This window comes from Methylobacterium sp. CM6257 (assembly GCF_054611515.1).
This window is the reverse complement of record NZ_CM137735.1, coordinates 1,907,711-1,929,057: the sequence shown is the minus strand read 5'-3', so window position 1 is coordinate 1,929,057 and position 21,347 is coordinate 1,907,711. Positions and strand designations below refer to the sequence as shown.

The following is a 21,347-nucleotide window of genomic DNA, read 5'->3' as shown; positions in this document are numbered from 1 at the left end:
TCAGCACGAACCCCCTTCGGGGACTTCGAGAGTGGGCGTGCGCGTATGTGTTTCTCGCCGGAAGTCGATTTCATCGCGAGCGGGTTCATCGGGGTCGTCGGTGTGGCGACGCTCGCGCATGTCCGGCAACCCCGTGCCGTCCTGTTCGCGGCGACGCCGATCTTCTTTGCCCTGCATCAGTTCACGGAGGGCTTCGTCTGGCTGGGTCTCGAAGGGAAGATCCGCCCGGAGGCCCAGGGTCACCTCGTCTTCCTGTATATGCTCTACGCGCAGGGCATCCTGCCGCTGCTGATGCCGCTGTCGGTGCTCCTGATGGAGCCGCCCGGCCGCCGCCGATGGCTCATCGCGGGGCTGACGCTGATCGGGGCGGGGCTCGCCGCCTTCGTGTTCCGAGGTCTGATCGTCTATCCGAGCACCGCCTGCATCGAGCAGCACTCGATCCACTACGATAACCCCGGCACTGCCCTGACCGCCGTTGCGGTGATCTACGTCCTGGCGACCTGCGGGGCCCTGGTCCTGTCGAGCTACCGGGTGGTCCGCTGGTTCGGTTGGTTGAACCTCTTGGGCGTCGTCGCGACCCTGGTCGTGAAGGGCTATGCCTTCACGTCCGTCTGGTGCCTCTACGCGGCCGTCGTGAGCGCAATCCTGTATTGGCAGTTCCGGGGGCGGCGCATCGATATCGCGGACCCGAATGGGCGGGTCCACGCGCCGGTTACGGCTTGATCGAGGCGCCGCCGCGCAAGCCTGGTGGCTTCCCGTTTTCGCGTCGTCTCGGCTTCAGGCAGCGCGCACCGTTTCGAGGAACCGCCTCACCTCGGAGGAGAGCTGCTGGGATTGCCGCGACAGCTCGGAGGCCGAGGCCAGGACTTGGCATGCCGCCGCCCCGGTCTGCTCGGCCGCCCCGGCCACGCCGGCGATGTTGCGGGTCACCTCGCCGGTGCCTGTCGCTGCCTGGCCGACGTTCCGGACGATCTCCTGCGTCGCCGCGCCTTGCTCCTCGACCGCCGCCGCGATCGAGGCCGCGACGCCGCTGATCTCCTGGATGCGCTTGGTGATCGAGCCGATTGCCGAGACCGCCTGATGGGTCGAGGACTGAACCGATGCGATCTGGCCAGCGATGTCCTCGGTGGCCTTGGCGGTCTGGCTGGCCAATGCCTTGACTTCGCTCGCCACGACGGCGAAGCCGCGACCGGCCTCGCCGGCGCGCGCAGCCTCGATGGTGGCGTTGAGCGCCAGCAGGTTGGTCTGCCCGGCGATCGATGAGATCAGCCCGACGACGTCGCCGATCTTGGCGACGGCGACGCTGAGTTCCTGGACCAGCGCGCCGGTCTGGTCTGCCTCCGCCACCGCACCCTGAGCGAGCTTGGCCGATCCGTCGACCTGCCGCCCGATCTCCTGAACGGAACTTCCCAGCTCTTCGGCGGCGGCAGCCACCGTATTCACGTTGGACGCCGCCTGTTCCGCCGCGGAGGCCACGGTCGTGGACTGGGTTGCCGTCTCGGCGGCGTTGGACGTCATCGCCTGCGCGGTGGCCTGCAGGTCGGCGGCGGAAGCGGAGACGCGCTCGATGATGCTGCCGGCCGCGCGTTCGAAATCCTCGGCCACCCGGCGCATTGCGGCTCGTCGCTGCTCTTCGGCTGCGCGCCGGGCCTGCGCGGTGTCGGCCTCAAGCTGACGGGTTCGGATCAGATTCTCCTTGAAGACCTGCACGGCTTCCACGATCGGGCGGAACTCGTTCCGATAGTCGCGCACCGGCACGTCCACCGCCACGTCGCCGGACGCAAGCGCCCGCATCGTCGCCGAGATCGTCCGGATCGGCCGCAGCACGCCGGCGAATACGGCGAGCAGACCCAGGGCTACGAGCAGAGCCGCTACCAGCAGCGCTGCGGCATTGCGCAGGAGAGCGCCGCGCGCCTCCCCGGCCAGAGCCTCGGCGCGCGCAACCATCTCGTCGAGCGCTGCGTAAGCGAGATCGACGATCGTCATCTGATCGGCAGTGTTGCGCCGCCGAAGTTCCTGGAACGTGTATGGCGATGGCTTCTGCTGGCTCAACGCTTCGAAGACAACGCGCGCGACCGAATCGGCCTCGCCTTCGAAATTGCTGGCCTTCGCCTTCTGGAAAGCGGCCCGCACCGTCTCCGAGACATCGGCTGCCGCCTCGGCCGTGGTAGCCCAGGCGCCTTGCACCCGCGCGCGCTCTTCGGCGGCAGCGACCGTCTCGGGTAGGGTCCATGTTGTACCGGCCGCCAGGGACGTCTGCACCCGGAGAGCGACGTTACCGATCGCCACACGTGTCTTCCACGCCGAACGTTTCAGCAGAAGGTAACGCTGCAGACGGGTGTCCTCACGCGGAATGGCAGCGTCCACCGCGTCGGTCGTGGCTGTCAGCGCGTCGAGCAGGTTCTGGAAGGCCGTCAGCACGGCGGGCATAAGCGTGGCATCGCGCTGCGCCTTACGTAGGCGCAGGGCTTCATCGATTCGGGGACGCAGGGCGTTCATGGCATCCTGCGCCGCAGTCAGCCCACCGAGCGTGGCCTTGACGGCCGGCACATCCTGCTCGCGCAGGAGAGCCTGAGCTCTCTGGTAATTCTCGACCATAGCCTGCCGGTTCGTTGAGATTACCGAGAGGGTCTCCGAATCCGCGGGGGGCTCGCTGCCGAGGGCCAGCGTCGAGCCTCTCTCCAGGCGCAGCGGCAGGATGGCCTTGAGCAGAGTACGGCTCGCGCGGGCCAGCGTCACGGCTTCCTGTGCCTGTACAGTCTGCAGCCGCGCGTCGATTAATGAATTAGCGGCATAGCTCAATAGCATCGCAGCTATTGCAAATATCGCCGAGCACAGGATTGTGCGAATTGATATTGATCCAAGTCGCCACATCGTAACTGACCCAATCTACAAGGAATCTGAGCACAAAAATTTCCTCATGATAGCGCCAAATTGAGTGTCGTGCATCATCCATATCGTGCGAATTTGTGATGGATGGAGGATTTTGAAATAGTAAGTCAGGTTTTTATCAATAATCACAATAAAATTGCAGAAAAGGTCTGCATATCAGGCGAAGATGGGATTAAAACTTCATTTTGAGATCAGAAATTGAAGATGCGGATAGACCTCTCGCGACTCGATCCGTCGAGTATAGCCGCCGCGTTGCAGCCTGAGGCGGACGCAAGCTGGTTTTGAGGCCAAAGCTTTCGCCTCTGGTCCCTGTCCCGGCCTGCTCAAGGCCGCCAGGCTGCGTCGCACATGCCCTGTACCGGCCGAAGATGGCCAAGCCCTACGCCGCCCGGCTTCGGTCCAGGCGCAGGCGCGGTGTTCACGGCCACGCGGGGCCGTCAGCCGGGCAGCTTCTCCGCAACCCTGATCAGGCGGATGCGCCTGTGATCTCGATCCGGCCGTCCAGACCCACGACCCGACCGAGACCACGCACGCGATTCAGCAGGCGGTCTCCGTTGAGGGCCTCCCATTCACGCGGCAGCCGCAGGATGACGCGTCCATCCTCGACGATGAGGGGTGCCCGGCCAAGCGCACCGTCCATACCGGCCGAAATGGGAAAGGCGACGCGCAGCAGTGCGCCGAGGAGGCGCGCCCGCTCGAAGAGGCGGGGGCCGGCCACGCTCCGCAGCATCGGGTTGGCCTTCTCCGGAGCGAGGCCGGTGTGCCGAAGCGACACCGCGAGGGCGAGATAGGCGCGACCCGGATGGTCGACACCCACGAAGGCGGCATTCTGGATCGCCGCGATGCTCTGCTCGTCGCGGTAATCGGGATGGGCCCGCCACCCGACGTCCGAGAGCAGGCAGCCCGCATGCCGCAGGCGGCGCTCGTCGGCGGTCTCGTGCCCTTCGAGGGTCGTCACGAAACGGTCGGTCCAGGCGATCAGCTCTTCCCCGTGACGGGGCGCGCGGGCACGCAGGGCATTGAACTCGGCCGCGGAGGCAAGCAGCGGGTCGATGAGTCGAGCGTCGCGGTCGAGCTGCTCGAACAGCAGACCCTCCCGCACGCCCGAGGCCGAGATCGCGACCTCTCGCGGGCGCCCGACCCGAATGATCTCTTCCAGCACCACAGCCCCGTAGGCGAGCAGCGGACGCCGGGCCTCCGAAATCGCGTCGACATCCTGCAGCAGGGACACGTCGGTCTGCTCCACGACCTGCAGGAAGCTCAACTCGTCGGTGGGCTCCACGGTGTACCCGTGCATTACGTGGACGGGGTAGCCGCGGGCGGCCTGGTGCAGCCGCGCGATGGCGCGCCAGGTGCCGCCGACTGCGTAGAAGGTGCGTCCACGCAGAGTCTCGAGCTGCGGCACGGCCTTGCGCATGTGCTCGCGCACGATCTTGGCGGCCTTCTTGAGCGAGCCGCCGGACAGGTCCTGGAGGGCGAGGCCGCCGAGCGGCATGGTCACGCCCTGGCCCACCACGGTGCCGCGGACGTCCACGAGTTCGAGCGAGCCACCGCCGAGGTCCCCCACCACCCCGTCCGGCGCATGGAAGCCGGAGACCACGCCGAGCGCCGACAATTCCGCCTCGCGCCGGCCCGACAGGAGCTGGATCTCCTGGCCGCAGGCCGCCTCCGCGGCGCGCAGGAAATCGGGGCCGTTCTCGGCGTCCCGGGCCGCCGCAGTGGCCAGCACGAACACCCGTCCGACGCGCATCGTCTCGCAGAGCACCCGGAAGCGCGCTAGTGCCGCGAGAGCCCGCGTCACGGCGTCCTCGTTCAGCCGGCCGGTCGTCAGCACGTTGCGACCGAGGCCGCAGAGCACCTTCTCATTGTAGAGGGGCGTCGGTGCCCGGCTCAGGCCGTCATAGGCGACGAGCCGGACTGAATTGGACCCGATATCGATGATCGCCACAGGATGGCGCAGGCCGTCGGCAAGCGGGTCCGCGGCATGCGCGAGGGTGAGATTGGCACGAGGGCTGCCCAAACGTCCGAGTCCTTGATGAGTCCGACGCGCTGGCTGGCGCGTCAGGCAGGAAGTTTAGCCCAGCGCCGCGGCGCGGCGAAACTCAGGCGCGCTGTGCACGGCGGCTCAGCGCCCGCGGGCTCGACTTCTTCGAGGCCTTGCCGCGGCCCGATAGACTCGGGTTCGTCATGAAGTATTTGTGCGCGTTGAACGGCTCCTCGCCCTCCGCAGGTTGAATACGCTCACAGCCACCCGAGGCCAGCAGCCGCCAGCTCTGACGGTTATCGAGCAGATTGGCCAGCATGATCTGGTCGAGGACCTGCTGGTGCACCGTGGGATTGGTGATCGGCAACAGCGCCTCGACGCGCCGGTCGAGGTTGCGGCTCATCAGGTCGGCGGACGAGATGTAGACTGTAGCTTTCGGGTGGGGCAGCCCGACGCCGTTGCCGAAGGCGTAGATGCGCCCGTGCTCCAGGAAGCGCCCGACGATCGATTTGACCCGGATCGTTTCCGACAGGCCCGGGATGCCCGGCCGCAGGCAGCAGATGCCGCGCACCACGCAGTCGATCTGAACGCCCGCTTCCGAGGCGTCGTAGAGCGCGTCGATGATCTGGCCGTCGACCAGCGAGTTGCACTTGATCCAGATCGCCGCAGGCCGGCCAGCCTTGGCGTGGGCCACCTCGGCCTCGATGTGTTCGAGCAGCCGGTTCTTCAGCGTCAGCGGCGAGACCGCCATCCGTTCCAGCTCGGCCGGCTCCGCGTAGCCGGTGATGAAGTTGAAGATCCGCGAGACATCCCGGGCGATCGCCGGATCCGCTGTGAAGAAGGACAGGTCCGTGTAGATGCGCGCGGTGATCGGGTGGTAGTTGCCGGTGCCGACGTGGCAGTAGGTGACGAGCTTGTCGCCCTCACGCCGGACCACCAGCGACAGCTTGGCGTGGGTTTTCAGCTCGACGAAGCCGAACACCACTTGCGCGCCGGCCTTCTCCAAGTTGCGCGCCCAGCGGATATTGGCCTCCTCGTCGAAGCGCGCCTTCAGCTCAACGAGCGCGGTTACCGATTTGCCGAGCTCGGCGGCCTCCGCAAGCGCCGCCACGATCGGCGAGTTCGAGGAGGTGCGATAGAGCGTCTGCTTGATCGCCACCACATTCGGGTCACGGGCGGCCTGCGCCAGGAACTGCACCACCGAGTCGAAGGATTCGTAGGGGTGGTGGACGATGAAGTCCTTCTGGCGGATCGCCGCGAACACGTCGCCGCCGCTCTCCCGGATCCGCTCGGGGAAGCGCGGGTTGTAGGGCTTGAACTTCAGGTCCGGCCTGTCGATCCCGACCACCTGGGACAACTCGTTCAGGGCCAGCATGCCCTCGACCAGGAAGATCGCTTCGGGGGCGATCTCCAGCTCGTCCGCGACGAAGCTGCGCAGATCCTCGGACATCCCGGCCTCGACTTCGAGGCGGATCACGACGCCGCGGCGGCGCTGCTTCAGGGCCGTCTCGAAGTGAAGGACGAGGTCCTCCGCTTCTTCCTCGATCTCAAGATCCGAGTCGCGCACCACCCGGAACGCGCCACTGCCCTTGACGAGGTAGCCGGGGAACAGCCGCCCGGTGAACATCCCGATCACCTGCTCGATGGGGATCAGCCGCGCCGAGGTCTCGCTGTTGCTCACCGGCAGGCGCACGAACCGGTCGAGGACACCCGGCACGCGGATCAGGGCCCGCAGCACGCGCCCGTCCCGCGGCCGCACCAGCATCAGCGCGATGGTAGTGCCGAGGTTGGGGATGAAGGGGAACGGATGAGCCGGGTCAATCGCCAGGGGCGTCAGGACCGGGAAGACGTGATTGAGGAAGTACTCCTCCAGCCAGGCCGCTTGCTCCGCTGTGAGCGAGGCGGGCTCGACGATGTCGATGTCGGCGGCGTGCAGCTCCGCGCGCAGCTCGCGCCAGCGGGCCTGCTGGTCGGCGGCGAGGCGCGAGACCTCCGCACCGATCCGCACGAGCTGCTCGGACGGCGACAGGCCGTCCTGGGACGGAACCGTGAGTCCTGCCCGAACCTGATCGATCAGGCCGGCCACGCGGACCATGAAGAACTCGTCGAGGTTGTTTGCCGAGATCGACAGGAAGCGCAGGCGTTCCAGGAGCGGATGGTTCGGGTTGGATGCCTCCTCCAGCACGCGTCGATTGAACTGGAGCCAGGACAGCTCGCGATTCACGAAGCGCTCCGGCGAGTGGCGCAGGGAGCGGCCGGCTTCCAGCACCGGCTCCCGGGCCGCGCTGGTCACCGCGGGCTCAACGGGAGACACCGTGGCCGGCCACTCGTCGTTCGCATCCAAGGCGGTGCCGGCGACGCCCGGAGCCGTCACGCCGCCCGTGGGCTCGGCTGGTGCGCGCCGCGCGGCAGGAGCACGACGCGCTGTCGGATTGGCTATCGAGCGCCGACGGGGCTCCGTTGCCTCGTCGGCGACGTCGCGTTCCATGGGCTTCTGCGTCGATTCCATCCCCGATCCTTGTTCCTGCCTGCGGCTCCTCGCGGACGGAGCGTTTACCACCGTACACCCGCAGCCTTCACGACGGTTTCGTGACTGGCGCGGGATTCGGCCTTCAGCCGCTGGGCTCCGCCTCGCCGTCGAGGCCCATGCGACGCAGCACCGCCAGAGCCAGGGGACGGCTGATGCGGCGTCCGCGGCCCAGAGCGTCGCGGTCGAGTTCCGCCACCACGTCCCGAGCCCGACCGAGGGATCGGTCGATCCGCAGCGCCAACGCATCGATGACGCCCAGATCGACCACGAGTTGCCGATCCACGAACAGCTTGACCAACACGGCGCGCAGCAGCGCATCGTCCGGCGCCTCGATGGCGATCCGCGGCGCGAGGCGCAGACGGGATCGCAGGTCGGGCGTGGCGAGGCCGAGGGCGTCGATCCCGGTGGCGCTCGTCAGCAGCACGGGACAGGCGCGCTCGCGCGCGCGGTTGAGCAGATGGAACAGGGCCGCCTCGTCCCGGCTCTCCGCCCGGTCGATGTCCTCGATGACGAGGGCTCCGTTGGAGACGAGGTGCTGGACCGCGTCCGCGCCCACCTCGGCGGCTGGGATCGTCCAGGCATGGGCCCGCTCTGCCCAGATCGCCGCGAGGTGGCTCTTGCCGCTGCCCGACGGACCGGTGAGCACGAGCACGCTGTCCGGCCAGTCGGGCCACGCCTCGATCAGCCCGTAGGCGGCCTCGTTGGCCGGCCCCACGAGAAAATCCTCGCGCCCGTAGCGGGGATCGAGCGGCAGGTCGAAGGCCAACTGCCGCGGTGGTGCATTCTCGCGCATGCGTCGTCCAGGTTCATCCCGCACCGGCGGCGGTCAAGGGCTGCCCTGCCTCGGCTCAGAGTCGCGAGCGAACCCGCGCTCGCACCCGGACGCAGAGTGGGCATGCGGCCGTCGCCGATCAAGGCACCTCGTGGCCGACTCGCGCCGCGCGCGGTAAGCCGCTAGAGCGGGACCAGTATGGAACGAGGTGGCGCGGGCATGACAGCCAAGGACGGCAAGGAGCCGAACACGGGGCTGACCTACGCGGCGGCAGGCGTCGACATCGACGCCGGCAACGCCATGGTCGAGACGATCAAGCCGCTGGTGCGCTCGACGCGGCGTCCCGGCGCCGATGCCGAGATCGGCGGGTTCGGCGGCCTGTTCGATCTGAAGGCTGCGGGATTCCGCGATCCGATCTTGGTCGCGGCCAACGACGGTGTGGGGACCAAGGTCAAGATCGCCATCGAAACCGGTCGCCACGACACGATCGGCATCGATCTCGTGGCGATGTGCGTGAATGACATCATCGTTCAGGGGGCTGAGCCGCTGTTCTTCCTGGACTACTACGCCACCGGCAAGCTGGTCCCGGGCGTCGGCGCCGACATCGTGCGCGGCATCGCCGAGGGTTGCCGCCAGGCCGGTTGCGCGCTGATCGGCGGCGAGACAGCCGAGATGCCCGGCCTCTACGACGGTTCCGATTACGACCTCGCTGGCTTCTCCGTCGGGGCCGCCGAGCGCGGCTCGCTGCTGCCGCGACCCGGTATCCGTCCGGGCGACGTGGTGCTGGGCCTGCCCTCCTCCGGGGTACATTCCAACGGCTTCTCGCTGGTCCGGCGGATCGTCGCCAAGACCGGGCTCGGCTGGGATGCGCCGGCTCCGTTCGCTCCTGGCCGCAGCCTCGGCGAGGCGCTGCTTGAGCCCACCCGGATCTACGTGAAGCCGCTCCTGGCCGCCCTCGGTGCAACGGACGGAATCCGCGCTCTGGCGCATATCACCGGTGGCGGCTTCCCCGACAATCTGCCCCGGGTCCTGCCGGACGAGATCGGCATCGCCATCGACCTCGATGCCGTGAGCCCGCCGCCGGTTTTCGGCTGGCTGGCCGGCGAGGGCGGTGTCGCCGAACCCGAGATGCTGCGGACCTTCAACTGCGGCATCGGCATGGTGGTGATCGCTGCCGCCGACGCTGTAGACGACGTCGACGAAGCCCTGACGCGGGCCGGCGAGACGCCGGTGCGCCTCGGAAGGGTCACGGCGCGCGGGGCTGAGCCCGTGACGTTCAGCGGACGCCTCGCGCTCTGATGGCGGTCGACCGGAAAACCCGCGTCGCGATCCTGATCTCCGGGCGCGGCTCGAACATGGTGGCGCTGATCGAGGCGGCGAAGGATCCGGCCTATCCGGCCGAGATCGTGCTGGTCCTCTCGAACCGACCGGAAGCCGCGGGCCTCGGGCGGGCGGCCGAGGCCGGCATCCCGACCCAGGTCATCGACCATAAGGCCTTTCCGGACCGCGCCAGCTTCGACGCCGCGTTGGACGCCACGTTGCAGGCCGCGGGTGTCGATCTCGTGTGCCTCGCCGGCTTCATGCGGATCCTGACACCGGACTTCGTAGCGGGTTGGGCAGGCCGGATGCTCAACATCCACCCGTCCCTGCTGCCCCTGTTCAAGGGCACCCACACGCACGCGCAGGCGCTTGAGGCCGGCGTGCGGCTCCACGGCTGCACGGTCCACTTCGTGGTGCCGGAACTCGATGCCGGCCCGATCGTGGCGCAGGCGGCGATCCCGGTCCGTCAGGGAGACGACCCGGACAGCCTCGCCGATCGCGTGATCGTCCAGGAGCGGCGCCTCTACCCGGCCGTGCTGGCCGTTGTTGCGGGCGGCCGCGCCCGCTTGGAGGGCGAGCGCGTTGTCATCGCCGATGCGGCGCCGGACGGCGCGCTCTTCAGCCTTTAGCGGGCTTCTGCGGCAGGGGCCGCTCTCGCGTCTCTGCGAGCGAAGCGAAGCAATCCATCTGCGCCCCGCTCGCCAAGATCCTGCTGCGCCGGGTTGCTTCGCCCCGCCCGCAGGGACGGAGGTGCCACACAGCAGTCTCGCCTGGGCTTTCTCAGACCGGCCGCTGCAGCTTGCAGCTGTCGACCGCCGACAGCGCCTTGGCCCGGGCCGTATCGTTGAAGTAGCCGGTGGTGCGGTAGGCCTCGATCTCGGACTCGTCGAGGCTGCGCAGGGTCTGCCGGGCATAGCAGCCGCAGGGACGCTCCAGGGATGCCTCGGTGGCGCTGGTCATGCGCGCCTGGACGACGGTGCAGGCGTGGCGCACGCGGCCTTCGAGGTTCGCCTTGGTGGCCGTCTTGAGCGCCGGATCGGGCTCGTATTGCTGGAACGGGGCCGAGGATCCGCCCGCGAGGGCGGCGGTCGCGCCGAGCGCGATCAGGCCGGTCGCGATCAGCAGGGGCAGGCGGCGCATCGTCATGGTCGTGGTGGTCCGGGTGCTGAGGTTGGCTAAGCTCAGCCGTTGGACGCTTCCACGCTCCGTCCCGTCAAGGACGGTCCGGACACACCCGGCTGCATTCACCGCGCGGCCGGGTGCAGTGCGGAACAATGGCGGACCGGTGTGCCCGACCCGCCACCGTCCGTCGCCTCACGCGACGATGTCGGAGTCCTGGAAGAACTGCGCAATCTCGATCTTGGCGTTCTCGGCGCTGTCCGAACCGTGGACGGTGTTCTCGCCGACGGACTCGGCGAACTTCTTGCGGATCGTGCCCTCGGCGGCCTGGGCCGGGTTCGTGGCGCCCATCACCTCACGGTACTTGGCGACGGCGTTCTCGCCCTCGAGCACCTGAACCACCACCGGGCCGGAGGTCATGAAGGTGACGAGCTCGCCGAAGAACGGGCGCTCCTTGTGTACCTCGTAGAACTTCTCTGCCTGGGCCTTGGTCATGCGGATGCGGCGCTGGCCGACGATGCGCAGGCCCGCCTCCTCGATCACCGCATTGACGGCGCCGGTCAGGTTCCGCCGCGTCGCGTCGGGCTTCAGGATCGAGAAGGTGCGCTCGGTGGCCATGGTGCGTCCGGTCTGTCTGTGGAAAGAACGTGCGGCGCGTCCGAGATCTCGGACGCGCGTCTCGGGCGAAAATTTCGCTTCGGCGCCGGGCTTATAGCGGGCGCCCCATCCTGCCTCAAGCCGCGCGCCCGAACCGGGCGGGACAAGCATGGCCGTGGCTCTGCCGCAACACCGCCGAAAAATCGCCGGATTGCGGCGGCTCATTCGCGCACCAGCCGACTTCGTCCACCCCCTCAGGCGTCCGCGACGCCTCAACCCCGGAGACGAACCATGCGACTCGCTCTCAGCGCCGCCCTGCTTCTCACCGGCCTCTCCGCCGCTGCCGCCGACACTGCCAAGGACCCGTCCGGGACTTGGCTCACGGGCGACGGCCGCGCCAAGATCCGCATCGATCGCTGCGGCCCGGGCCAGAAGCTGGTCTGCGGCAAGGTCGTCTGGCTCAAGGTGCCGACCTTCGAAAACGGCGCCCCGCGCACCGACCTGAAGAATCCCGATCCGAAGAAGCGTACCCGCCCGGTGATCGGGCTTCAGCTCATCGACGGTCTCAAGCCGGATGACGAGAAGTACACCGGCGAGCTCTATAATATCGAGGAAGGCAAGATTTACACGGTCAGCCTGGAGCGCGAGAGCGAGGCCGAACTCAGCGTCTCGGGCTGCATGCTCAAGGTGCTGTGCGGTTCGCAGACCTGGACGCGGGTGCCTGACGTGAACCAGCAGGCCGCCAACAAGAACTGACCGGCCGTCAGATCGCCGCGAGGCCGCGTTGCACAGCCGGCCTCGCCAGTACGGTCTCCAGCCAGCGCGCCACGTTCGGTAGGGCGCCAATATCGACGCCCTGCTTGAAGTTGAGCTTGGCCCAGGTCACCGTCGCGATATCGGCGATGGAGTAGGTGCCGGCGATAAAGTCCCGGCCTTCGAGCCGGCGATTGAGAACGCCGTAAAGGCGATTCGCCTCGGCGGTGAACCGGTCGATCGCGTACGGGACCTTCTCGGGCGCGTAGATCTTGAAGTGGTGTGTCTGCCCGAGCATCGGCCCGAACCCCGCCACCTGCCAGAACAACCATTCCTCCACGACGACCCGGGCCCGCTCGTCCTTCGGGTAGAACTGGCCGGTCTTCCGGCCGAGATATTGCAGAATCGCGCCTGACTCGAAGACCGAGATCGGCTTCCCGTCCGGTCCATCCGGGTCGACGATCGCCGGGATCTTGTTGTTCGGCGAGATCGCCAGGAAGTCGGGGGCGAACTGCTCGTTCTTGGCGATGTCCACCGGGACAACCCGATAGGGGAGCCCGCACTCCTCCAGCATGATCGGGATCTTCCAGCCGTTCGGCGTGCTCCAGGTATGGACGTCGATCGGCCGCCCGGACACCGCTGCCATGGTCTGACTGCTCCTCGACCGAACCGTCGGCGGCGCGGCGGACCTCCGCCGACTTCGGACAACCCGGGCAGTGAAAACGATTTCCCGGCCGCGCTCAAGGGCAACGCCGCTGCGCGGCTCACGATTGCGAGAGTCCGAGCCGTGCCTGTTGGCGACGGTCCATGGACCCTTGTCGGCGCAGCGGCCGAGCGGCGAGACTGGCGTCAGGCGTCGTCGATACGCCTGAGGGGGAGATTTTCGATGGTCCACCGTCTCGTGAGGATCGCGGCGTTCTGCGCGCCGCTTGTCGCTATGGCGCCCGCGCTCGCCAAGGAAGCGCCTGCCAAGGCGCCGGCGGCGAGCGAGGCCCCGGCCGCCGCGCCGGCGGCAAAGCAGCCGAGCCCGGGTCAGGCCGCGGCGCGCGAACGGCAGAAGAAGTGCGGAGCCGAGTGGCGCGGTCTTACCGATGCTCAGAAGACCGCCCAGGGGCCGAAGTGGCCGCAATTCTGGAGCAAGTGCAACAAGCGCTTGAAAGGCGGCGACAAGGCCTGATTGTGGCCGCGAACCGCTGAGCTTCTCGTTCGTTCCCACCCCCGACAGGCGGCCCTGGGGAGGCGTGAGGCCATGACGGAGCGAAGGCCGCGTAGGCAAGCGGTGAGTGAGTCGGCCCATCGGCACGGCCCGCTCCCGCATGCCTCGGACAGAAGCGGGCCGAGCCCGGACCGACATGGCTGAGATCTCGGCCGCGGCGCGTCGGTATCGGCCGTTCGGCGCGATCGTCGACCGCGTGCTCGCCGTGCTGGACGATTGGGTTCCGAGGCCGGCCGCCTGGGCGTTCGCCTTTCGCATCTGGATCGCCATGATGCTGGCGCTTGCCGCAGCCTTCTGGTTGCAGCTCGACAGCGCCTCTTCGGCCGCCACCTGCGTGGCGATCCTCGCCCAGCCCAAGCGCGGGCAGGCAATCTCCAAGGCCGTCTACCGCCTGCTCGGCACGCTGATCGGCGCCGCCGTGTCGATCGTCGTGATGAGCCTGTTCGGTCAGGACCGGGTCCTGCTCCTCGTCTCCTTCACGGTCTGGCTCGGCCTGTGCGTGTTCATCGCGCAGTATCTGCAGGATACCCGAGCCTACGGGGCGATGCTGTCGGGCTACACGGTCGCGATCATCGCCCTTGGCCAGATCGACGACCCGCAGGGCACCTTCGATGCCGCTGTCGCCCGCGTGGCCGTGATCGTGTTGGGCATCGTGGCGATCACGTTCATCAACGACGCCCTTGCCTCCCCGAGCACGTGGCGGGCGCTGCTGCCCCAATTGCGCAGTGCCTGGGAGGGTACCAGAGCCTATGCCCGCGAGACCCTGACAAAAGGCGATCTCGGCGCCGGCCGGACCGCCGCACTGATTCGAACGATCGCGCCGATGCGGGCCGATGCGAGCGCCATCGCGGGGGAACTGGACGACGGCCGCTTCCGCGCCGCCGGTGCGCGCAGCTGCATCGCCGCGCTCTACGTGATGGCGGCGGCGATCCGCGCCGTTGCGGCCGCATCCGCCTGCCTGCGCGATCGGAGCCCGGCGGTTGCCGAGGCCATGGCCATCTGCCGGCGGGTGGCCGATGTGCCCGACGCCGAGACGCTCGACCGGGACGACGAACGCTTGCGCGACCTCGTCGATGACGCGATCCGCGACGGGGAGCGCCCCCTCGACGAGGTGGTGGTGCTGCAGCGCGCCCTGGATTTCGTCTGCGCGGCCACCTTCGCCCAGGACGGGATTCGGGCCGTGGCCGCCGGTCACGCCCCGCTGCGTGACGCGCGCCTGCCGACGCACCGGGACTTCCCGGTGGCCCTGCGCAGCGCCTTTCGGGTCGCCCTGGGCTTTGCCGTGACGGCGGCCGCATTCGTGGCGCTCGGCTTACCGCAGGCCTCGTTCGCGCTGGTGCAGGTCGCGGCGACCGGAGCCCTGGCCTCGGTGAACCCGGATCCCAGGAAATTCGCCAATGGGGTGGTGATCGGGATGTGCCTCGCCGCTACCCTCGCGGGGATCGCCCGGTTCGCGTTCCTCAACGGCGTCCAGGGCTTCCCGATGCTGGCCATCGTCATGGCGCCGGTGATCTTCTTCGGCTGCTTCCTGTCGCTGAACCCGAAAACCTTCGGCATCGGCTTCATCGTGATCGTGTTCTTCCCGGTCCTTCTCGGCCCGTCCAATCCGCAGAGCTACGACGCCCTGGTGTTCCTGCTGAACGCGTTCCTCGTCGTCGTAGCGGCGGTGATCCTGTCGATCGTGGTCCGACTGCTCCTGCCGATCACGCCCGCACAGCAGCGCGTCTTCGCCCTCGACTCGGCGCGGTGGGCGCTGGCCGACGCCCTGGTCGGTGAGGGCGGCGACGCCACCACCCGTACCAGCCTGAATGCGGATCGGCTCTACCAGTTCGCGGGCTATAGCTCGGGGAGCAGCGCCGTGCGACGGGCGAGCCTTTCGCACGCCTTCGCCCTCGCGCGGCTGGAGGCCGCAGCCGCCCGCGCGCATGCCGAGCTGCGCCGGCTCTGGTCGGTGACGTCCCTGCGGAATTCGATCCCGCGGGCGCGCGCCGGTCTCGCCGCGGGGGACGACCGGGCACTCGAAATCGCCGCGCGTGACCTGATCCGCGGCGCGTCCCGGCAGGAGCGGAGTGTGCGGCTCACCACGGCGCGCGCCGCCAGCGATCTCGTGACGGCGGCGCGAACCATCGCGCGCCATCGGCGGTTCCTCCGACGCCTCGAAGTCGCGCTATTCTGACGGGCAGGTTCTCTCGGTGCGGACATGTACGAGGATATCCATATCGGTGGAGTACTGATCTCCTCCTTCGTCGCCTATGCACTGGCCGCGTTCGCGATTTTCCTCGTTTTGCGCTGGTTCTTCGCCCGTATCCGCTTTAGCCGTTACGTTGCCAATGTCCCGCTCGCGGAGGCCGGCATCTACGTCTGCGTGCTCGCCCTCTTGATCGCGTTGATCTGAATGCCCGATACGACTGCCGACGAGGATGATCCCAAGGCCGCCTCCCACGAGGGCACGACCAACCGCGACGATCGGCTGCCGGTCGTCCCCCGCCGGGGGCGCGCCGCCAAGATCTTCCGTCTGGCCGCGACCGGCGTGATCCTGATTGTTGCGTTCCTCGCGGCGGCCTTCGTCTGGGAGTTCTACGTCGCGGCGCCGTGGACCCGGGACGGCACGGTCCGGGTCCAGGTTGCCAACATCGCGCCGCAGGTCGCCGGACAGATTGTCGACATTCGCGTTCGCGACAACCAGAACGTCCGCAAGGGCGATGTTCTCTACGTGATCGATCCGGCCGATTTCGAGATCTCGGTTACCTCCGCGGATGCCGAGGTGAAGAATCGGGAGGCGGATCTCCAAGTGAAGAATGCCCAGTCGGCCCGGCGGCAGGAACTGACCACAGTCTCGACCTCGATCGAGGAGAAGCAGCAATTTGCCGGCACCGCCAAGATCGCCGCGGCGGCGCTGGAAAGCGCGCAGGCGCAGCTGCGGCAGGCGAAGATCAACCTCGAACGGACCCAGGTCAGGTCCACGGTCAACGGCCGCGTGACCAACCTGCTGCTGCGGGTGGGCGACTACGCCCGCACCGGCACCTCGAACATCAGCGTTGTCGACACCGATTCCTTCTGGATCGACGGCTATTTCGAGGAGACCAAGATGCCCAACATCCATGTGGGCGACCGGGCCGACATCAAGCTGATGGGTTTCGATCCTCACCTGGCGGGAACGGTCGACAGCATTACGCTGGGCATCTCCACGGCGAACGCCTCGGCGAGCACGCAGGGCCTACCCGAGGTCAACCCGGTCTATACCTGGGTGCGCCTGGCCCAGCGGGTCCCGGTGCGGATCCGCATCGACCATGTGCCGCCGGAGGTCCCGCTGATCGCCGGCATGACCGCGACGGTCGTGGTGAATGGCGGCCGTGCGCCGACTCCGGACTGGTTCATGAACCTGCGTGACCGCGTGTCCGCGCTGACCACGCCGGCCGCCGGGCCCACCGTCGAGGCAGACCGACGCTGACCCCACTGCCCGATCACGACCGCAAGCCCGCGCGCCGCATTGACCAAGTCGGGGCCTCGTCGCGGAAGGCGCTCATGATCCGGTTCGCGGCGCTCGCGGCTTTCCTCATCGCAGGCGATTCAGCCCTGGTGATTCCCCAGAAAACGGCGGAGTTCGACCTCCAGTTCTCCAACCTCTCGCCCGTGCCGAGTGACCTTGCCGACGAGGCGCGCCTCAAGCGGGTGAGCGCCGAGTTGCGCGACCTGCTCCAGATCAAGGGCCAGTTCCCCGTCATCTCCACCGCGCCGGCGCGGGAGGAGGTCGCCAAGAGTGCCGACCTGCGTCGCTGCAACGGCCGCGCCGACGCGCCGGCCCGCAAGCTCGGGGCCGACTTGGCGATCACCGGCGAGGTCCAGAAGGTCTCGACCTGGTCCTGAACCTCAATGTCTACGTGAAGCCGCTCGCCGACTTTGCCCCGGAGCGCGCCTGCAGCGTCGATCTGCGCGGCTGCACCGGCGAGTCCTTCGATCGCGGCATCCGCTTTCTGGTCGGGAACAATAGGGGCGCCGGCAAGTGTCTCGCGCGGCGCACACTATTTTGCGGTGCGGCGAGATCGATCCAAGTGCTTGACGCTACGATTGCTGCGTCGCCGAACGCAGGGCCAAGTTGAATCAAAGAGCAATGCATCGGAGAAATAGGTGTTGACCTGTTTCGAGGACGGGGGCAGTGTCCGGATGTGCTTCGCGAATGCGGGCACGGATCGGCCGGAAACCTTGACTGGGTCAGGTTTCGGAGCAGCGTCGATCGTCGGAGGCTGGAGGAGACAGGAATGACTCCACCGCAGCGCAAAGCCGCCTAGACGGTTTCGGGATCGGTTCGGCCTGGGACTCAGCGGCACCACACGAGCAGCCGGACGGAAACGGCTCCAGGGGCGCAGAAGCGGCCGACACGGCACGCCTTCGAATGCGCGAAAGGCCCCACTTTGAGCCGTTCCGCCAGGTTTTCTTCTGGATCCGTTTGACCATCACCCGCCTGGCAGCGCCAGCGCGGGATATCGTCGTTTCGGATCGCGCTCTGAGGCTTCGCCAATCGCGCGAACGTGCGGATGGGCCACAATCGCTGCCGGTCTACACAGTCTCCGCTGCGGCTCCGGATCGCTAAGCCACTGAGCGGCTCGAGCGCCGGCGCTTGCTCGATGCCGCTGCTAGCCGGCTGACACTCAGGCGATGCCGAGCTTCTCCTTGAGCAGCGCATTGACCGCTGCCGGATTCGCCTTACCGCCGGTGGCCTTCATGGTCTGACCGACGAACCAGCCCAGCAGAGTCGGCTTCTCCTTGGCCTGGGCGACCTTGTCGGGGTTGGCCGCGATGATCTGGTCCACTGCCGCCTCGATGGCGCCGGTGTCGGTCACCTGCTTCATGCCGCGGCTCTCGACGATGGCGCGCGGGTCGCCGCCTTCCGTCCAGACGATCTCGAACAGGTCCTTGGCAATCTTGCCGGAGATCACGCCCTCGCCGATCAGATCGACGATCGCGCCCAGCTGTTCCGCCGAGACTGGCGTCGCCTCGATGGACAGCCCCTCCTTGTTCAGGCGGCCGAACAGCTCGTTGATGACCCAGTTCGCCGCGGCCTTGCCGTCGCGACCCTGCGCCACCGCCTCGTAGTAGTCGGCGGAGGCGCGCTCGGCGACCAGCACGCCGGCATCGTAGGGCGAGAGGCCGAACTGCGTCACGAACCGCGCCTTCTTGGCGTCCGGCAGCTCAGGCAGCTCCTGTGCCAGCGCATCGACATAGGCCTGGTCGAATTCGAGCGGTAGCAGGTCCGGATCGGGGAAGTAGCGGTAATCGTGCGCTTCCTCCTTCGAGCGCATGGATCGCGTCTCGCCCTTGCTGGGGTCGAACAGACGCGTCTCCTGCTCGATCGTGCCGCCATCCTCTAGGATCGCGATCTGGCGGCGGGCCTCGGTCTCGATCGCCTGCCCGATGAAGCGGATCGAGTTGACGTTCTTGATCTCGCAGCGCGTGCCAAGGGGCTCGCCGGGACGCCGCACCGAGACGTTCACGTCGGCGCGGAGCGAGCCCTTCTCCATGTCGCCGTCGCAGGTGCCGAGATACCGCAGGATCGTGCGCAGCTTCGTCACATAGGCCTTGGCCTCCTCGGAGGAGCGCAGGTCCGGCCGGGAGACGATCTCCATCAGCGCCACGCCCGAGCGATTGAGGTCGACGAAGCTGCGCGTCGGGTCTTGGTCGTGCAGCGACTTGCCGGCATCCTGTTCGAGGTGGAGACGCTCGATGCCCACGGTGATCGAGGAGCCGTCGGCCATGTCGACCAGCACCTCGCCCTCGCCGACGATCGGGTCCTTGTACTGCGAGATCTGGTAGCCCTGCGGCAGGTCCGGATAGAAATAGTTCTTCCGGTCGAACACCGAGCGCAGGTTGATCTTGGCCTTCAGGCCGAGGCCGGTGCGCACGGCCTGCGCGACGCATTCGGCGTTGATGACCGGCAGCATGCCGGGCATCGCGGCATCGACCAGCGAGACATGGTCGTTCGGCTCGCCGCCGAACTCCGTGGAAGCGCCGGAGAACAACTTCGCCCGGCTGGACACCTGGGCGTGGATCTCCATGCCGACGATCACCTCCCAGTCGTGGAGGCCGCCCTTGATCAGCTTCTTGGGGTCGACAGGTGCGTTCATAGTCGTCCGGGCCGAGAGGCGCTTCGCGGGATGCTCCCACCCTACCCCACATCGTGGAGTGCTGCGCAGCAGCCTCGGAGGAAGGCTCCAGGGATCGCCTGGCCCCTGAAGGCCTCCGAGGCCCGCTGATACGGGCACCTCTGGATGAGGGCACGGGTGGGAACGGGTGTCGTAATCTCAGTTAGGAGGCCAAGGCGGCAAGAATCAAGCGCGGCGTCCGACGGCGCGGCGGCTGCCGTAGCCGAGGATCGCCCAGAGCAGGGCCGCGACCGCGCGGACCGGGAAGAAGGTCGGCCCGTCATGGGTGATCGGCGCCGGCCAGGGAATGCCGGCCGCACTCACCGCGTAGGAGAACAGGACCGAGAAGCCCAAGGCGGCAATCGCCGCGATGAACACCTTGCCGAACTGGCTCGCGGTCCAGCCGAGATAGACCGCGACCACGATCAGCGCCGGATCGAACCCGGCCCAGATCCAGACCGTCCAGGGATAGTAGGGGACGGTCATGCCCACCAGGGCTCGGGCAGGGCCGTGCGGCCGGCGGAATCCTCGATCACCTGCGCGACGGCGAACAAAGTCTCCTCGTCGAACGGCCGGCCGATAAGCTGGAGCCCGAGCGGGAGCCCCTGCCCGTCGAGGCCCGCCGGCACGGCGATGCCAGGCAGGCCGGCCATGTTCACCGTCACGGTGAACACGTCGTTGAGGTACATCTCGACTGGGTCCGCGGAGGCCTTCTCGCCGATTCGGAAAGCGGCGGATGGCGTCGCCGGCGTGAGGATCGCGTCGACCCCGGCCGCGTAGGCCAACTCGAAGTCGCGCTTGATCAGCGTGCGGATCTTCTGGGCGCGGACATAGTAGGCGTCGTAGTAGCCCGCCGAGAGAACGTAGGTGCCGATCATGATCCGGCGCTTCACCTCACGACCGAAACCGGCGGCGCGGGTGTTCTCGTACATTCCGGCGATATCCTTGCCGGGAACGCGCAGGCCGTAGCGCACGCCGTCGTAGCGGGCGAGGTTGGAGGAGGCCTCGGCCGGCGCCACGATGTAGTAGGCCGGGAGCGCGTAGGACGTGTGCGGCAGCGAGATGTCCTTGATGGTTGCACCCGCTGCCTTCAGCCAGGCGGCGCCCTCGTCCCAGAGCTTCTGGATCTCGGCCGGCATGCCGTCGACTCGGTACTCCTTCGGGATGCCGATGGTGAGGCCCTTCACGCCGCGGGACACGGCCGCCTCGAAGTCGGGCACCGGCAAATCGGCGCAAGTCGTGTCGCGGGTATCCGCGCCGGCCATCGAGCCGAGGAGGATCGCGCAGTCGCGCACCGTGCGGGCGATCGGCCCGGCCTGGTCGAGGGACGACGCGAAGGCCACGGTGCCCCAGCGCGAGCAGCGCCCGTAGGTGGGCTTGATCCCCACCGTCCCGGTGAAGGCCGCGGGCTGGCGGATCGATCCCCCGGTATCGGTTGCCGTGGCGCCGAGACAGAGCCGCGCCGCGACCGCGGCGGCGGACCCGCCCGAGGAGCCGCCGGGCACCAGCTGCGCGTCGGAGCCCTTGCGCCGCCACGGCGAGACCACGTCGCCGAAGGCGCTGGTCTCGTTGGACGAGCCCATGGCGAACTCGTCGAGGTTGAGCTTGCCCAGCATCACGGCGCCGTCGCGCCACAGATTGGCCGAGACCGCCGATTCGTAGTGCGGTTCGAAGTTCTGGAGGATCTTGGAACCCGCCGTGGTGGTCACGCCGTGCGTGCAGAAGAGGTCCTTGATTCCGAGCGGGATCCCCTCCAGCGGCCGCGCCACGCCGGACGCGATCTTCTGGTCCGAGACGTCCGCCATCTGAAGGGCCCGATCCGGCGTCTCCAAAATGTAGGCGTTGAGCGCGCGCGCCTTCTCCATCGCGTCGAGATGGGCCTGCGTCAGCTCGCGGGCCGAGATCCGCTTCGCCTTCAGGGCGTCGCGCGCCTCGGCCAGGGTAAGTTCGTTCGGATTCACGCTGTTCACGTCCCCGCGCGCGCCGCCGCGCACCTGCCCGCCAGAAAACCGGTCCGCAAGGTC

The 21,347-nt window shown here is 67.9% G+C and carries 19 protein-coding genes; 9 read left to right on the top strand and 10 right to left on the bottom strand.

Translation table 11 applies throughout. The features are described 5' to 3' along the window. The first annotated feature begins 45 nt into the window (after window positions 1–45). Window positions 46–723: a DUF6629 family protein gene (locus ACYCO6_RS09510; protein WP_459771406.1), complete on the top strand. Its 678-nt coding sequence runs from the start codon at window positions 46–48 to the stop codon at window positions 721–723. Window positions 724–777: 54 nt separating this feature from the next. On the opposite strand, the gene ACYCO6_RS09505 is transcribed toward ACYCO6_RS09510, so the two are convergent. The 4 genes from ACYCO6_RS09505 to ACYCO6_RS09490 form a co-directional block, all read right to left on the bottom strand. Then, on the bottom strand, window positions 778–2,874 hold the full coding sequence (locus ACYCO6_RS09505) for a methyl-accepting chemotaxis protein (RefSeq protein ID WP_459771403.1): 2,097 nt from the start codon (window positions 2,872–2,874) through the stop codon (window positions 778–780). 484 nt (window positions 2,875–3,358) lie between these two features. Further along, on the bottom strand, window positions 3,359–4,912 hold the full coding sequence (gene ppx, locus ACYCO6_RS09500) for an exopolyphosphatase (RefSeq protein ID WP_459771401.1): 1,554 nt from the start codon (window positions 4,910–4,912) through the stop codon (window positions 3,359–3,361). 82 nt (window positions 4,913–4,994) lie between these two features. Beyond that, the gene (locus ACYCO6_RS09495; protein WP_459771399.1) at window positions 4,995–7,385 is read right to left on the bottom strand and encodes an RNA degradosome polyphosphate kinase; all 2,391 of its coding nucleotides are present in this window, start codon (window positions 7,383–7,385) and stop codon (window positions 4,995–4,997) included. Between the two features lie 103 nt (window positions 7,386–7,488). Beyond that, window positions 7,489–8,199, bottom strand: coding sequence for a P-loop NTPase family protein (locus tag ACYCO6_RS09490; RefSeq protein WP_459771397.1), 711 nt, complete (start codon window positions 8,197–8,199; stop codon window positions 7,489–7,491). A gap of 198 nt (window positions 8,200–8,397) precedes the next feature. Here ACYCO6_RS09490 and purM point away from each other — a divergent pair, with 198 nt between their 5' ends. After that, entirely contained in the window at window positions 8,398–9,477 is a 1,080-nt protein-coding gene (purM, locus tag ACYCO6_RS09485) for a phosphoribosylformylglycinamidine cyclo-ligase (RefSeq protein ID WP_459771394.1), read from the top strand. Further along, window positions 9,477–10,127: a phosphoribosylglycinamide formyltransferase gene (purN, locus tag ACYCO6_RS09480; RefSeq protein ID WP_459771392.1), complete on the top strand. Its 651-nt coding sequence runs from the start codon at window positions 9,477–9,479 to the stop codon at window positions 10,125–10,127. Before purM ends, purN begins: the two co-directional genes overlap by 1 nt. A 151-nt stretch (window positions 10,128–10,278) precedes the next feature. Here the strand turns inward: purN and ACYCO6_RS09475 are convergent, their stop codons facing one another. Further along, a complete protein-coding gene (locus ACYCO6_RS09475) occupies window positions 10,279–10,644 on the bottom strand; it encodes a hypothetical protein (protein ID WP_459771390.1) in 366 nt (121 codons plus the stop codon). 168 nt (window positions 10,645–10,812) lie between these two features. Then, window positions 10,813–11,235, bottom strand: a complete 423-nt coding sequence (gene ndk, locus ACYCO6_RS09470; RefSeq protein WP_459771388.1) for a nucleoside-diphosphate kinase — start codon at window positions 11,233–11,235, stop codon at window positions 10,813–10,815. A 270-nt stretch (window positions 11,236–11,505) separates the two neighbouring features. On the opposite strand from ndk, the gene ACYCO6_RS09465 reads away from it, so the two are divergent. Then, window positions 11,506–11,970: a DUF2147 domain-containing protein gene (locus tag ACYCO6_RS09465; RefSeq protein WP_459771386.1), complete on the top strand. Its 465-nt coding sequence runs from the start codon at window positions 11,506–11,508 to the stop codon at window positions 11,968–11,970. A 7-nt stretch (window positions 11,971–11,977) separates the two neighbouring features. Here the strand turns inward: ACYCO6_RS09465 and ACYCO6_RS09460 are convergent, their stop codons facing one another. Next, window positions 11,978–12,613, bottom strand: a complete 636-nt coding sequence (locus tag ACYCO6_RS09460) for a glutathione S-transferase N-terminal domain-containing protein (RefSeq protein ID WP_459771383.1) — start codon at window positions 12,611–12,613, stop codon at window positions 11,978–11,980. A gap of 240 nt (window positions 12,614–12,853) precedes the next feature. On the opposite strand from ACYCO6_RS09460, the gene ACYCO6_RS09455 reads away from it, so the two are divergent. The 5 genes from ACYCO6_RS09455 (at window position 12,854) to ACYCO6_RS09435 (ending at window position 17,050) form a co-directional block, all read left to right on the top strand. Then, window positions 12,854–13,144, top strand: coding sequence for a hypothetical protein (locus ACYCO6_RS09455; protein ID WP_459771381.1), 291 nt, complete (start codon window positions 12,854–12,856; stop codon window positions 13,142–13,144). 175 nt (window positions 13,145–13,319) lie between these two features. Then, window positions 13,320–15,359, top strand: a complete 2,040-nt coding sequence (locus tag ACYCO6_RS09450) for an FUSC family protein (protein ID WP_459771379.1) — start codon at window positions 13,320–13,322, stop codon at window positions 15,357–15,359. 24 nt (window positions 15,360–15,383) lie between these two features. After that, window positions 15,384–15,578 (top strand): DUF1656 domain-containing protein, encoded by a 195-nt coding sequence (locus ACYCO6_RS09445; protein WP_459771377.1) that lies wholly within the window; start codon window positions 15,384–15,386, stop codon window positions 15,576–15,578. Then, on the top strand, window positions 15,579–16,634 hold the full coding sequence (locus ACYCO6_RS09440) for an efflux RND transporter periplasmic adaptor subunit (RefSeq protein WP_459771374.1): 1,056 nt from the start codon (window positions 15,579–15,581) through the stop codon (window positions 16,632–16,634). A 74-nt stretch (window positions 16,635–16,708) separates the two neighbouring features. After that, window positions 16,709–17,050 carry a DUF2380 domain-containing protein gene (locus ACYCO6_RS09435; protein WP_459771372.1) on the top strand — a complete coding sequence of 114 codons (342 nt, stop codon included), beginning with the start codon at window positions 16,709–16,711 and terminating at the stop codon, window positions 17,048–17,050. A gap of 782 nt (window positions 17,051–17,832) precedes the next feature. Here the strand turns inward: ACYCO6_RS09435 and gatB are convergent. The 3 genes from gatB to gatA all read right to left on the bottom strand — a co-directional run bounded on the left by gatB (window position 17,833) and on the right by gatA (window position 21,284). Continuing rightward, window positions 17,833–19,305 (bottom strand): Asp-tRNA(Asn)/Glu-tRNA(Gln) amidotransferase subunit GatB, encoded by a 1,473-nt coding sequence (gatB, locus tag ACYCO6_RS09430; protein ID WP_459771370.1) that lies wholly within the window; start codon window positions 19,303–19,305, stop codon window positions 17,833–17,835. A 204-nt stretch (window positions 19,306–19,509) separates the two neighbouring features. Beyond that, window positions 19,510–19,809 (bottom strand): hypothetical protein, encoded by a 300-nt coding sequence (locus ACYCO6_RS09425; RefSeq protein WP_459771368.1) that lies wholly within the window; start codon window positions 19,807–19,809, stop codon window positions 19,510–19,512. Beyond that, complete coding sequence (gene gatA, locus ACYCO6_RS09420) at window positions 19,806–21,284, bottom strand: Asp-tRNA(Asn)/Glu-tRNA(Gln) amidotransferase subunit GatA (protein WP_459771366.1); 1,479 nt, start codon at window positions 21,282–21,284, stop codon at window positions 19,806–19,808. Before gatA ends, ACYCO6_RS09425 begins: the two co-directional genes overlap by 4 nt. Between the last annotated feature and the right edge of the window lie 63 nt (window positions 21,285–21,347).